11 protein-coding genes are annotated in these 12,680 nt (G+C 54.8%); 3 read left to right on the plus strand and 8 right to left on the minus strand.

Annotated elements, in window-relative coordinates; all coding sequences use genetic code 11:
- Window positions 1-2: 2 nt before the first annotated feature.
- Together moaB and D467_RS0108515 are read left to right on the plus strand one after the other, a co-directional pair.
- Window positions 3-521, plus strand: coding sequence for a molybdenum cofactor biosynthesis protein B (gene moaB / locus D467_RS0108510; RefSeq protein WP_018917085.1), 519 nt, complete (start codon window positions 3-5; stop codon window positions 519-521).
- Window positions 514-1,719 carry a molybdopterin molybdotransferase MoeA gene (locus tag D467_RS0108515; protein WP_018917086.1) on the plus strand — a complete coding sequence of 402 codons (1,206 nt, stop codon included), beginning with the start codon at window positions 514-516 and terminating at the stop codon, window positions 1,717-1,719. The genes moaB and D467_RS0108515 overlap by 8 nt, the downstream gene beginning before the upstream one ends.
- Here the strand turns inward: D467_RS0108515 and D467_RS0108520 are convergent.
- The 8 genes from D467_RS0108520 to D467_RS0108555 are packed head-to-tail and all read right to left on the minus strand — an operon-like array spanning window position 1,694 to window position 11,351.
- A complete protein-coding gene (locus D467_RS0108520; protein ID WP_018917087.1) occupies window positions 1,694-2,095 on the minus strand; it encodes a hypothetical protein in 402 nt (133 codons plus the stop codon). The two genes, D467_RS0108515 and D467_RS0108520, sit on opposite strands and share 26 nt — an antisense overlap.
- Before the next feature lie 2 nt (window positions 2,096-2,097).
- Window positions 2,098-2,649 (minus strand): chemotaxis protein CheW, encoded by a 552-nt coding sequence (locus tag D467_RS0108525; protein ID WP_018917088.1) that lies wholly within the window; start codon window positions 2,647-2,649, stop codon window positions 2,098-2,100.
- The gene (locus D467_RS0108530) at window positions 2,627-4,318 is read right to left on the minus strand and encodes a diguanylate cyclase (RefSeq protein ID WP_018917089.1); all 1,692 of its coding nucleotides are present in this window, start codon (window positions 4,316-4,318) and stop codon (window positions 2,627-2,629) included. The genes D467_RS0108525 and D467_RS0108530 overlap by 23 nt, the downstream gene beginning before the upstream one ends.
- Before the next feature lie 52 nt (window positions 4,319-4,370).
- Window positions 4,371-4,727 carry a response regulator gene (locus D467_RS0108535; protein WP_018917090.1) on the minus strand — a complete coding sequence of 119 codons (357 nt, stop codon included), beginning with the start codon at window positions 4,725-4,727 and terminating at the stop codon, window positions 4,371-4,373.
- A 31-nt stretch (window positions 4,728-4,758) separates the two neighbouring features.
- Complete coding sequence (locus D467_RS0108540; protein WP_018917091.1) at window positions 4,759-6,891, minus strand: hybrid sensor histidine kinase/response regulator; 2,133 nt, start codon at window positions 6,889-6,891, stop codon at window positions 4,759-4,761.
- Window positions 6,891-8,255, minus strand: coding sequence for a CheR family methyltransferase (locus D467_RS0108545; protein ID WP_018917092.1), 1,365 nt, complete (start codon window positions 8,253-8,255; stop codon window positions 6,891-6,893). Before D467_RS0108545 ends, D467_RS0108540 begins: the two co-directional genes overlap by 1 nt.
- Window positions 8,252-9,313: a chemotaxis-specific protein-glutamate methyltransferase CheB gene (gene cheB / locus D467_RS0108550; RefSeq protein ID WP_018917093.1), complete on the minus strand. Its 1,062-nt coding sequence runs from the start codon at window positions 9,311-9,313 to the stop codon at window positions 8,252-8,254. The genes D467_RS0108545 and cheB overlap by 4 nt, the downstream gene beginning before the upstream one ends.
- Window positions 9,314-9,323: 10 nt before the next feature.
- Window positions 9,324-11,351 (minus strand): methyl-accepting chemotaxis protein, encoded by a 2,028-nt coding sequence (locus D467_RS0108555; protein WP_026285678.1) that lies wholly within the window; start codon window positions 11,349-11,351, stop codon window positions 9,324-9,326.
- Window positions 11,352-11,745: 394 nt separating this feature from the next.
- On the opposite strand from D467_RS0108555, the gene D467_RS0108560 reads away from it, so the two are divergent.
- Window positions 11,746-12,678 (plus strand): hypothetical protein, encoded by a 933-nt coding sequence (locus D467_RS0108560; RefSeq protein ID WP_018917095.1) that lies wholly within the window; start codon window positions 11,746-11,748, stop codon window positions 12,676-12,678.
- The last annotated feature ends 2 nt before the right edge of the window (window positions 12,679-12,680 follow it).

Raw genomic sequence — 12,680 nt, forward strand, 5'->3', positions numbered from 1 at the left:
GAATGGAGCCGATGGTTGCGCTTAAAATAGCCATACTGACCATTTCAGATACGCGCACTGAAGAGAGCGATCGCTCGGGTCAGCTGCTGGTCGAGTGTTTGACAACAGCGGGCCATCAGCTTGCCGATAAACGCATTGTGCCAGACGATATCTATCAGATTCGTGCGGTCGTGGCCCAGTGGATTGCCGATGCCGAAGTGCAGGTCGTTATTACCACCGGCGGTACCGGTTTTACCGGCCGGGATTCCACGCCGGAAGCTGTGTCGGTGTTGCTGGATAAACGCATCGAAGGGTTTGGCGAACGCTTTCGTCAGCTAAGCGGTGATGAGATCGGCAGCTCGACCATTCAAAGCCGGTGCCTGGGTGGATTGGCCAACGCGACCGTGCTGTTTTGCCTACCAGGCTCCACCGGTGCCTGCCGTACGGGCTGGGAGAAAATTTTGAAGGAACAGCTGGATAGCCGACACAAGCCGTGTAACTTCGCCAATCTGGTCATCCCCGGCCGAGGTCAGCATGGGTGATTTGCAGTCGATAAGCGCCGCGCTTGAAGCATTGCTGGCCGGTGTAAACCCTGTTGAAGCTGAAAGCGTTCCGCTTGATACCGCCGCTGGGCGAGTGCTTGCCGACGATGTGATGGCGACGTTGAACGTACCGCCCTTTGATAATAGCGCAATGGATGGCTATGCGCTGCGTGCCAGCGATGCCGGCCAGTGGCTGCCGATTAGCCAGCGTATTGCAGCAGGCACAAAGGCCGCCCCGCTAGTTTCAGGCAGCTGCGCGCGGATTTTTACCGGCGGTGAGCTGCCTGAAGGGGCTGACTGTGTGGTGATGCAGGAGCGCGTCAGCGTTGAGGCTGACAAGGCCTTGATACCGACGAATATCCCTGTGGATGACAACGTGCGCCGCCAGGGGCGCGATGTTCGTCAGGGCGAATGCCTGCTCAAAAAGGGGCTACGCTTGGAAGCGGCGGCGCTCGGGCATCTGGCAGGGCAGGGTATTACCCATGTCAGCGTACGCTCTCGCCCGCGGGTTGCCCTGCTTTCAACCGGCGATGAGATCGTCGACCCGGGTACGCCGCTGGCGCCGGGGCAGATTTATAACTCCAATCGGTCGATGTTAAAGCGCCTGCTCGAAAACTTTGGGGCTGATGTTGTGCGGGTGATGAGCGTGCCGGATGATTACACCCAGACAGTGGCGCTATTAACCCAGGCGGCCGCCGAGGCGGATGTGGTCGTCAGTACCGGGGGCGTGAGCGTAGGCGAAGAGGACCACGTTAAAGCAGCGCTTGAGCAGTTGGGGCAGCTGGACTTATGGCGCTTGGCCATACGCCCAGGCAAGCCTTTGGCGTTAGGCCGTGTGCCGCGGGACGATGGAAGTGAGACGCGGTTTATCGGCTTGCCGGGCAATCCGGTATCAGGGTTTGTAGGCGCCTGGCTTTTTTTGCGCCCGCTTATGGGGGCGCTGCTGGCCTGTCCTGCGCTTGCCGAGCTGCCCGCGCTAACGGCGACGGCAAATTTTGATACATCGACCGGGCCGCGCCAGCACTATATGCGCGTTTCTCTACGCTTCACGCCTGAGGGTGTAGCGGCCGATGCGTTTGCCGACCAGAACTCTGGCGTGTTGTCATCGTGTATTGAGGCCGATGCCTTTGCGGTCATTCCGCCTCATCATCAGGTAAGGCGAGGCGATTCAGTTAACTGTTTATGGCTTGCGGTGTAAGCAAGCGTGCATCCAATAGCAGCAGTAGCGTTTGCTGCTCAAAAGTTACGCCACACAAGGCAGGATGAAGGCGGCGTGCTTTCATCAGGGGCGGCAAGGGATAGAGTTCACTGGCTGCAAACGAGCGCAGGGTAACCGGATGATTAACGCCTAACTGCCAACTGCCCGAGGCATCATTAAGCGTGAGCCAGTGAGTCGCGGGGCCGTCGTATTGAAATAGCAGCGCGGCGGCTTCTGTATGACGAGGGGCGTGGGGCTGGTCTGACATACTCACCACATGACGAGCCTCCAGAGCCGCGCGAAATGCCCCTGCGTTGAACAGCACCATCGGCACAGAGCCCTGCTGTGCGCTATCGCTAAGCAGCTCCAAAGGCATGGCTATCCCAACCCGTCCTGATAAGCCTTGAACAAGGTTTCAGCATCCAGCAGGACGGCAGTGACGCCTTCTTGGGGTTGCCAAAGGGCGCTGACATACGGGCGCAGCGCACTTGAAAGCGTATCCGGTGGCGGTTGAAGCAGGCTGGTAGGCACATCGCATACATCATCCAGCTGTTCAATACGCACGCCGCTGCGAATGCCCGCGGCCGATACCAGCAAAATCATTCCCGGCTGAGTAACATTGGGTAAGGGCAAACCCATCAAAACGTTGAGTTGAATGACCGACTCAATATGCCCGCGAAGATGCAGCACGCCTTCCGTCGTGGGAGGAAGGCCGGGAACACAATATACGGGTTGGTCATGGCTAATAATTTCTTTAACTACACTACCCAGTAATGCAAAGCGTTGCCCAGCCACTCTGAATAGCACCAACTGCTGACTAGGCTCTTCTACATCGACAATGGCCGCGTTAACTTCATGCTCGTTAAGCGCCTGCTCAAGCGTTAGGCTGCCGGTTTCATTCACGGGTTCATTCGCAGAAGGCGGCGTCATTATCTAACTCCCGGCAGGTAATCACTTGGTTGCGCCCTTGGCGTTTAGCGAGGTAAAGCGCCTGGTCGGCGGCCAGGCGCAGCGATTGTGTGGTGGGATGAGCAGGGAAGTCACTGATACCGACGCTAAAGGTGCAGCGAAAGCTCACCTCGCCAGCATGAAAATCCACCTGTCCAAAGTCATTGCGCAAGTCGTCCATCAGGTTAACCGCTTGCTCGGCGCTTACGTCCTTTAGCAAAACGACGAACTCTTCGCCCCCATAGCGACCAATCGTGTCAGAGAGCCGGAAGCGCGTTTTAAGCAGCCTTGCCAGGGTGATAATGACCTGGTCGCCGGCCAGGTGGCCATAGGTATCGTTGACCTCCTTGAAATGGTCGATATCGATCATGGCCATGGCGTGCTGGCGGCCATTACGGTGCGCCTGGATTAGCGCTTTATTGATTAAATCGGTCGTCGTGCTGTGATTGTAAAGACCTGTCATGCTGTCTCGGGTCATGAGCGAGCGCAGCAGACGCAGGCGCTCAGCACGCAGGTGTACCGCTGAGACAAGCTCTGCTGGCACGACGGGTTTGGTAATAAACGCCTCAACTCCCGCGGTCATTGCCGACATCTGTTTCTGGCTATCGGTTTCGCTGGAAAGGTAAATAATCGGCAGGCCGACATGTTCGGGCTGCTGGCGAATAATGGTCGCCAGCTCCTCGCCCGAGCAAACCGGCATATACACATCCACCAGCATCAAGTCGGGATTAAAGCGCTCAAGCGCACTGAGTGCATCGTTAGGGTGATATACCTGATGAACCACCATGCCAGCCTCTTCAAGCAGCAACGCGTGATACTCCGCCGCTTCAAGCTCATCATCGACAATTAAAACGCGTAACGGCTCTTCGTCGATGGGGGATGTGAGTTCATCAATCGCGAGCATCAAATCAAGAGGTTTAACCGGTTTGGTAAAATAACCGTGGCATCCGGCACGCACAGCGCTTAGGCGTGAATGAAAATCGCCGTGGCCGGATAGAACAATAGACGGCAGCTGCTTACCGGTCAGCTTGTTTAAGCTGGTTAATGTCTCGGTGCCCGCTGTTTGGCCATGGGGAAATTGCACATCCATAATGACGGCATCGGGACGGCGGGTTAGCACGGCATTAAAAAATGACTCGGTCGTGGCAAAGTGAACGACTTCATGACCGAAGCAGCGCAAATGGTGCATCAGCGAATTGATATGCTCGGGTTCATCATCGCATAAATAAATCAGCCGCTGGCGCTTGCTGCGTTTCTGTTCAGGCTGGTGAGGAAACTCAACGCTATTGAGGCCCGCCATGGCGGCCTGCTGGCCCTGATATGTTTGCAGGTACGCCAATTCATCATTTAGCTGACCCAGAAGATGAACCATGCGCGCATCAATATCGGCTCGTTGAGGGTCTGCCGTCAGCGCCTCTTCAGCCTGTTCAGCAAACAGCGCAATACGTTCAAAACCCAACGAACGCCCGGTTCCTTTGAGACTATGGAAGAAACGATGAAGATCGGGCGCCAGACGTGATTCTGCCTCGCTCGACGTACGGCTTAGCTGCCACTGTTCAGCGGTTTTCTGCAATCGTGCAGGAAGTTGTTTTATAAAACGCTGACGCAGTTGGTTAAGCTTTTCATGCAGCGAAAGGGCCGGTGGTGACATCAGGCTACCTGAGCAGTTGGGCGAACGTCATAAGCATATCAAATGTTATCGACTAATAAGTGAATGCATGTTCAATGGCTTTGGCTAACGTGCTATCCAGGTCGGCATCTTTCTGTAAGCAGGCGGTCAGGTCCGGGTTCGCCAAGGCGTTGGGTGGTGGTGCATCCCCGGTCAGTAAAATGAACGGTAGCGTGACGTCCTGCTCGCGCAGCATCTCTAAAAGCTCCAGCCCATCGATCAGCGGCATATGCATATCGCTGACGATAAGCTGGATGTCGGGCGTGCTATCCAGCTGGCTAACCGCTTCCATGGCGTCGTGGGTTATCACTACTTCATGGCCTAACGCTTCAAGGTATGCTGACGTAATTTCACCCGCCAATGGGTCGTCGTCTACGACCAGAATATGCATGTAATGCCTCGTTAAAATGACAATGAATACGCTAGCCGAGTAAGGCTTTAAGCGTATCCACCAGGTTGTTTTGGTCAAAGCTGCCTTTGACAATATATGCGTCGGCACCCACTTCGATACCGCGTCGACGGTCAGCTTCTTTTTCCCGCGATGTGATAATAATAATTGGCTTATGTGAATAAAGCTCGCTTTCACGTAGCCGGGCGGTAAGTGCAAAGCCATCCATGATGGGCATTTCAATATCGGTCAATACGGCATCAAAGGGCTCAGCGAGTGCTTTGGATAGGCCATCTCTGCCGTTTTCAGCCAGTGTTACCTGATATCCCCACGCCTCTAATACGTCTTTTTCGATTTCGCGGGTATTCAATGAGTCATCGACTACCAGGATGCGGTGGGCCTGGGATGAAGGCGTCGTCTCATAGGCCGTGCGCTGTGTTGAGCGTCGACTGCGTTCAATCAGAGCGGGCACATGTAAAAGACTGATCAGCTCGTTACGTCCTTGGGTGACCATGCCGGAAACCAGAGGTAAATGGCGTAAATGCACTGGTAACGGTTTAATCACCATATCACGCTCATCAACTAACGCGTCGACCATCAAGGCGAGCTTTTGGTGCCGCTGGTGGACCACAAGCAACAGCGCTTCCGGCACTTGAGCATGGGGCGTGGGAAGCTCAAGCAGATCGGCCAGGGCAACCACTGGCACAAACTCGTTGCGTAAAATCAGCGTGGTTTGCCCCGCGGCATCAATAAACGTATCGGGCGAGCGTTTAACGAGTTCTGCTACAAAGGGCGCGGTGACGCCTAGGGTAAGGCCTCCGGCGTTAACTAACAAAACACGCATCATGGCAAGCGATAGCGGTAAGCGCAGGGTGAAACGGGAGCCTTTGCCCGGCTCGCTGCTCAACTGAATATCGCCACTGAGCTCATCCACCACGGTGCGTTTGACCACGTCCATGCCTACACCACGGCCCGAAAAGTCGGTAATCATGGTTTTCGTGGAGAATCCCGGCAGAAAAATTAAATCCAGCGTTTCCTGCTCGCTAAGCGTGGCCAACGCTTCTTCGCTGATCAACTGCTTGGCAAGCGCCTTTTGGCGCACCGCCTCTAAAGAGATGCCCGCGCCGTCATCACGCATTTCAACGACCACCCAGCCGCCATCCTGCCAAGCTTCCAACGTCAGCTGGCCACGCGTCGGTTTGCCCGCGGCCTGACGCTCACCGGGAGACTCTATGCCGTGATCCAGCGCGTTACGCAGCAGGTGAATGAGAGGATCTGACAGACGGTCAATCATCTGTCGGTCAAGCTCAATTTCGCTACCCCGCACCCGGCAGTCGACCTGTTTACCCAGCGACTGGGCGAGCTCTCGGGCCATTTGCGATAGTGGATCAAACACAACGCTAAGGGGCAGCATGCGCATCTGCAGCGCGCGATCGTGCAGGTCGCTCATCAAGGTGTCGTGGGCTAGAACGCTATCCTTCAGCTCGCGGTTAAATGCACTAAACGGCGCCTGTTTATCTGCCGGTAGCGCAGCGCTTAATTCATTCGCCTGGGCAACCAGGCTGTGTAAATGATGATGTCCGGAAAGCACCTCGCCCATTAAGCGAATCACATCATCCAGACGGTCAAGGCGTACGCGAACGGTGTCGCTTAGGCGTAAATCAGCCGTTGCGCTGGGATTTGCCCGTGCCGTTGAGCGTGCGGGCGCTTCCGGCGGTGATGCTACAATCGCCAAGGGTGGCTCAGCCTCTCCAACTTCCTCTGCGGGCAGCGCTTGGCTGGCCGCCTGTTCAAGCGCCTGACACAGTGCTGCATCTGCTTCAGGCAGAGACTCGGGTGCCGCCCCTTGGGCTAACCGGTTGACCATATCTGAAAGGCCATCAGTCGCTTGGGCAAGCAGGCTTACGATATGGGCATTGGCGGTTTTGGTGCCATCACGCAGCGCGCTGAGCAACTCTTCCGTACTGTGAGCAAGTGCTGTGATCGGCAAAAGCTTAAGCATCCGTGAAGAGCCTTTAAGCGTATGCGCGGAGCGAAACAGCTCGTTAATCAACTCCTGATCGGCCTGGCCCTGTTCTAACGCATTAATTCCCTTGCGTAGACGGGGTAGATGATCTGCGGCTTCTTCTATAAACCGTTGTATAAACCGCCGGATATCCAGTGCCATTAGCCCACTCCCTGTGTGGCAAGCATTGCGTTTAGGTAGCGCTTCGCTAAAAAGAGCGCGTCGCCAGGGGGAAGAGGGGACGCAATGGTCTGTAAGCTCCCGTTGGCGGTAGGCGTTTCATTAAGCAACCGAACCACCGTGCTATAGCCATGCTGGCGTTGAATAGGATCATCGGCCAGTTCGCCCTGGCGAAACAGCTCGGCTTTATAAAAGTGCGCCGGCCAGCAATCGGGAGCCACATAAATAGCCCGCTTGAAAAAGGCGTAAGCTTTTTCAAAGGCGTTTTGCCAGCGTGCCACGAGGCCCGCAAGAAGCAGGGTGTCCACCGACCAGGGCTGCTGGGCCAGCAACGCTTCAAGTAGGTCAGCGGCTTCCTGGAAAGCATTCTGATTAAGCAGCTGATGGGCACGCTGAAGCTGACTAATAAAAGGCACTTCCGGAGATGGGGGCGGCGCTTCTTCAAGAACGACAGGGCAGCGCAGTGCGTCAGTAACCGCCGGTGCTGGAACAGGCGCGCGTCCTTCCTGCCTAACGCAAGGCGCCACAATAGGCGCTTGGATGGGCGCTTTAAAGGGCTGAAAATAGAAAATGCCCTGTGTCTCAGTAAGCTCGAATACGCCCAAATCATTACCCAACGTTTCCGTGACCCCGCACAGTAAAATCCCTTCTGGGGCAAGCCGCTGATGTAGATGCTGCTGGATACGCCGCCGCGTTGGCTCATCGAAATAGATGGAAACGTTACGAAAAAGAATAACATCAAAGGGACCATGTACACCCATGCTTGCAGGTTGTAACAGGTTCAAAGGATGAAACGTTACCCAGCGGCGTAATGATTCGCTAATCAGGTAATGATTTTGATGGCGGCTAAAATAGCGCTGCTTGAGCGCTGGATGCAGTGCTCGAAACGCCAATCCGCTATAGATACCCTGGCGCGCTTTGGCCAGCACTTGCTGGTCCACATCGCCTCCTGACAAGGTAAATAGTTGAGTGGCACGCTCGCCGTACCGCTCAAATAGTGCCATTGCCAGGCTGTAAGGCTCTTCGCCTGACGAGCACCCTGCACTCAGAATAGAAAGCGGCGCGCCTTTCTCAGCCAGTCGTTGAGGTAAGTAGGTGTCAACCAGCCAATTGAGGGCTTTGGGCTCGCGAAAAAAATACGTTTCGTTAATGGTCAGGTGGCTGATGAACGTATCGAATAGGGCGCCATCCTGCTCAAGTCTGGCGATCATCAAAGCCGCATCGCTCAGTCCCGTCATGTCGGAGAGTATTTCAACGGCTTTGCTTAGCCGGGCTTCTGCGACACCTTCCAGCTGTAACCCGCAACGCTTTAACACCAGCGCTTTAAACAGGGCGAGCGTGTTCATAACGGCGTTTGCCCTAAAGGTGCGTTGCAGCGTACCTCACGAAGCAAGCGGTCAGGCAGGTCTTCAAGGGCCAATATATGTTGAATAACGCCTGCGTTAACCGCCTCCTGATTCATGCCATAAATTACTGAACTGGCTTCATCCTGAGCAAGCGTTTGACCGCCCGCCAGTTGGATTGAGCGCATGCCGCTTACCCCATCGCGCCCCATGCCCGTTAGAATCAGGCCGATCGCATCTGATCCATATACGTTGGCTACGCTATTCAGCAGTATGTCGCCACAAGGGTGGTAAAGCGCATTGGCCGGGCTTTCCTGAAGCTGAAAGCGATGCTGTGAGGTAACGCAAAGATCGCTTTCTGATGGTGATAAGTACACCCTCCCAGGTAGCAGGCGCTCTCCGTGCCGACCAACGCTGACCGGCATGGCGCATAGCGTTGCCAGCCACTGGGCCATGCCCTCAATAAACCCGTGGCTAATATGTTGGGCAATCACGATCGGGGCGGGAAACGTAGCTGGCAAGCGGTTAAGCAGACGCGCCAAAGCTTGCGGGCCACCTGTTGAGCAGGCAATTGCAATAATCCGCTGAAAGCCCCTGGTGGCTGTTTGATTGACGGTCGTTGCAACAGGCCGTGCCGCTGGTGATGGCGTGGTATAGCGACGGCGCAGCCGGGTGATCACCGCCACGCCGGATAACAGTCGCACGCGTGCCAGCAGCCATTCAGCATCGTCGCCTTCAAGCATAGGCTTGGGCATGACTTCAAGCGCGCCCACTTCCAGAGCCTGATAGGCCGTCTGAGCATCCGCGCGATCACTGACCACCAAGATTGGCACCCCTTTAGTGTGCATGATCTCTTCAATAGCGCTCATGCCATCCATATCAGGCATGTTGAGATCCATGGTAATCAGCTGTGGTGATAAGCGCCGGGCAAGCTCGACGGCTTCAAAGCCGTTGCTGGCTTCTCCGACAATTTCAATATCGCCATCGCGAGTGAGAATCGCGCGCAACACATCGCGAGCCACGCGGCTATCGTCTGCAATCACAACCCGAATGGCTCTCATTGTGGCACCCTCATGAGCGGCGTGAATGGTCTGCCTCTTGCCGTACCAGCGTAAACTCCTGTACCAGCGAATTGAGTTCCGCTGACATCTGAATCATCTCTTGGCTGATCTCAGTAATGCTGCGAACCGATTGAGCATTGCGGGAGCTGGCCATATCAATATCGCGCAGCGCAATCACCACCTGATTGCTGGCGGTTTTCTGCTGCTGCGTCGAAAGCGATATCTGCTGAGCGGCGCTGCTGGTCTGGCTGGCCGCTTTAAGCAAAGCGTCCAGATCCTGTGCGGTGCTCATGCTAACGTCAACGCCCTCCTCGATGGAGGAGGCGCCTTTCTCAGAGGCAACCACCAAACGGTTGATAGCGCTCTGGATGTCGTCGGTATGGCTCTCGATCTCCTGGGTAGAGTCCGTCACGCTATCCGCCAAGCGGCGAATTTCACTCGCCACTACCGAGAACCGGCGGCCTGATTCACCGGCACTTGATGCTTCAAGCGCTGCGTTAAACGCAATCAGCTTGGTTTGGGCCGCCAGTGTATTGATAAGCTCCATTACTTTGTTGATCTGCTTGGACTTGGCGCCTAGCGCGACGATTTCCGCCAGGCTCTGTTCGCTGTCGCTGCGGATATTCTGCATTTTAACCTGCAGCAGCTGCATGGCTGTACTGCCTTTACGGCTACGCTCAAGGGTGTGATTAGCAACGTCCACCACCGACTGCGAATGATCGGCAATCTGGGTTGACGATGTGGAAAGCTCTTCCATGGTCGAGGTGATCTCGGCAACCGATGAGGCCATTTCTTCAACGGCGGCGGCCATGGTCTGGTTGGCTTCATGGGTAATATCGCCGCCATGAACGCCTGATAAACCAGCGGTTTGGGCCAGCTGGTCGGCCACCCGCGTCAGCGCCTGAGCATTATTGGAAACCGCCAGAATCGCCCGCGATAAACGCTCTAACAGCGCATTGGTCTGATTAGCCAAGTCACCAAGCTCCGCACGGTCATCCGTTTCAACGCGCCGGGAAAGATCCAGGCTATGGGTAATTTGCTTTAGCTGGCGCTGAAAGTGAGTAAGCGGCCGAATGAGCCTGCCGGTGAGCGGGTAAAGAATCACCAGACCGATTAACAGGATTAATAAACCAATACCTGTCGATGCCAAAAAGCGCTCACGGGAGGCGGTCAAGTATTCCGCCTTGGAGACTTCCACCATCAAGTAGCGCTGTAGCTGCGGCAGCCACACCGTACTCATCAAATAGACATGGTTGTCGCGTTCAATCTCGAACACCGTTGAGGTATTGCCCTGTTGTGCCAGCTGCTCAGGGGTTTGGCTACGCAGCGCATCAATATCGGTTTCATCGCTACGCACTAGCAGTTCGCCTTCAGCGTTAAGTAGTGCGGCACGACCCGTTTTTCCCAGCCGGAAGTTTTCAATCAGTTGAGCAAGGCGTGATAAATCAAGGCCTGCGCCTGCGACCAGCATGGGACGACCATTGGCGGCGCTTTCAGTACTGCGGAAGTTTAAAAAGACAAAGGCTTCCTCGGTCGAAAACGTGTCATTGTCTAGATTCAGCTCAAAAAGCTCACTGTCGTCAGTAAACTGATAGTACCAGTCATCGGCGCCGCCAGTAGCCGCAAGGGGGCGCTGCAGAAGCTCGCCATCACGGTACTGAAAATAGTAGCCGCGGCCCTGGTATTGCGCGGCAATAAACAGAAGTTCGGTGTCCAGCTGATCCATCATGCGCGAAAGATAGATTTCCACTTCGGCCTGACGCTCTTCTGGAAAACCGTCACGCGTCCACTGTTCGATAAAGTAGCTATTGGCAAGGTTCTCGGAAAGCGCGAGCGCGGGGCTTAAATTGAGGCTGAGATGGGCTGCAAGGCTATCTACCTGGGCTGGCAGCTCTTCGTTGATAAGTGTATCCAGACGAGCCTGGCCATAAGAGCGAGCCTGCAGGTAAAGAGCAAGCAGCATTGCCAATGCCAAGACTGTTCCAAAAGAGATAAAAAGTCTTAGCCGCAGAGGCAAAGATTTCCAACGCGCCGTCATTATCAAAATTGCTCCCAGTTGGCCGGTGCCCGTCAGGGCTCAGTAGGCCTCATAGTACCGCGTATGAGCGATATAAGGGGTGGAGGGTGGGATGTCTAGTAACGATTTCAGCGATTTTCATGAACGCTGTCTAGTGTTTGTATTAACGCTTTTTACCCGATAGATAACATTTTTTATACAAGCTTTTTGTACAAGTGTGAAAAAGCATGGTCTTAATATTAATTAAGTATAAGTTGTTTAAATGGATGAGAAAATTAATTAAATTAAGTTATTGAAATTAATTGAAAATATTTTTTTAACTGCTTGAGATCAACTGTTAATTTTTTTGACAAAAATAGTACAAAAACGTATTCTTCGCGCCAATGGAAATGATAATTCTTGCTAAGGAAGCAGCATGTTGTCACTCACTTCTAGCACGTTGTTAAGCGTGCTGCGCGATATTGCCTCGCGTCACTGCCCGGCGCATACGGATATGTTGCCTTCAGCAGGCACGCCTGAGCGCAGCGGACTGATTAACGCCGTTCAGTACTTTTTCGATTTATCCGATGGTGAACTACTTACCGATGCGTCCATCACCCTGGAGGAATGGGCCGACGCGTTAAGTGAAACAGCCTATATTAATCGCCTCAACCTGTTTGATATCGTTTCAGGCGGCGCCTTTAGCCATACGTTACAGCATCAGTACACCCACGAAGCGGAATCGCTGATTCAGGAAGTGAGAGCACTCCAGGCATTATTGGATGCCCAACCTCACGCGAACCGCACGCTGGTAAGTTGGCTGCCGCTGCAAACCGTTTTCGGCTTTATGTTAGGCGCGTTGCTGCCTCAGGAAGCCGGTTTTAAAACACGCTCGCTATTTGATCATGCCGATGCGCTGTGGGACCTGAATGCGGGCGATATCGTGGTGACGAGCAGCGACCGCTGGCGTCAACTGGCACAGCGCTTGCCATCGTTACCCGCCAACATTACCGCCGTAACGACCGCCCCCTTGGATAAGAAAACGCACCAGACGCTGGTTTCTCAAGGCGTTGCGCAAATCGTTGAGCTCTACGGTCAGCCGGAAACGGGTATTCTCGCCGTGCGTACCTCACAGGCCGCACCTTTTGAGCTCTTGGCGCACTGGCACCCGACAGAAAGTAACGATGTCCTGCTGCAATTAACCCCGCAGGGTATGCCCAAAGAGACGGTGCTGTCGGCCCCGCTTTGCTGGGTGGGGGCACGGCATTTTTCTATGGTGCATAAGCCGGAAGCGGCGCGCTCCGGGCCTATCCGGCAGCTATTTGAGCGCCCTGGACAATTTACTCCACAGGGCGCCGACGCGGCGTAGGT

It is taken from the genome of Vreelandella zhanjiangensis DSM 21076 (assembly GCF_000377665.1).
GTDB classification, from domain to species: Bacteria; Pseudomonadota; Gammaproteobacteria; order Pseudomonadales; family Halomonadaceae; genus Vreelandella; species Vreelandella zhanjiangensis.

Coding starts and splice junctions, on each gene's coding strand:
- moaB (WP_018917085.1), top strand. CDS start 3: ATGGAGCCGATGGTTGCGCTTAAAATAGCCATACTGACCATTTCAGAT.
- D467_RS0108515 (WP_018917086.1), top strand. CDS start 514: ATGGGTGATTTGCAGTCGATAAGCGCCGCGCTTGAAGCATTGCTGGCC.
- D467_RS0108520 (WP_018917087.1), bottom strand. CDS start 2,095: ATGCCTTTGGAGCTGCTTAGCGATAGCGCACAGCAGGGCTCTGTGCCG.
- D467_RS0108525 (WP_018917088.1), bottom strand. CDS start 2,649: ATGACGCCGCCTTCTGCGAATGAACCCGTGAATGAAACCGGCAGCCTA.
- D467_RS0108530 (WP_018917089.1), bottom strand. CDS start 4,318: ATGTCACCACCGGCCCTTTCGCTGCATGAAAAGCTTAACCAACTGCGT.
- D467_RS0108535 (WP_018917090.1), bottom strand. CDS start 4,727: ATGCATATTCTGGTCGTAGACGACGACCCATTGGCGGGTGAAATTACG.
- D467_RS0108540 (WP_018917091.1), bottom strand. CDS start 6,891: ATGGCACTGGATATCCGGCGGTTTATACAACGGTTTATAGAAGAAGCC.
- D467_RS0108545 (WP_018917092.1), bottom strand. CDS start 8,255: ATGAACACGCTCGCCCTGTTTAAAGCGCTGGTGTTAAAGCGTTGCGGG.
- cheB (WP_018917093.1), bottom strand. CDS start 9,313: ATGAGAGCCATTCGGGTTGTGATTGCAGACGATAGCCGCGTGGCTCGC.
- D467_RS0108555 (WP_026285678.1), bottom strand. CDS start 11,351: ATGACGGCGCGTTGGAAATCTTTGCCTCTGCGGCTAAGACTTTTTATC.
- D467_RS0108560 (WP_018917095.1), top strand. CDS start 11,746: ATGTTGTCACTCACTTCTAGCACGTTGTTAAGCGTGCTGCGCGATATT.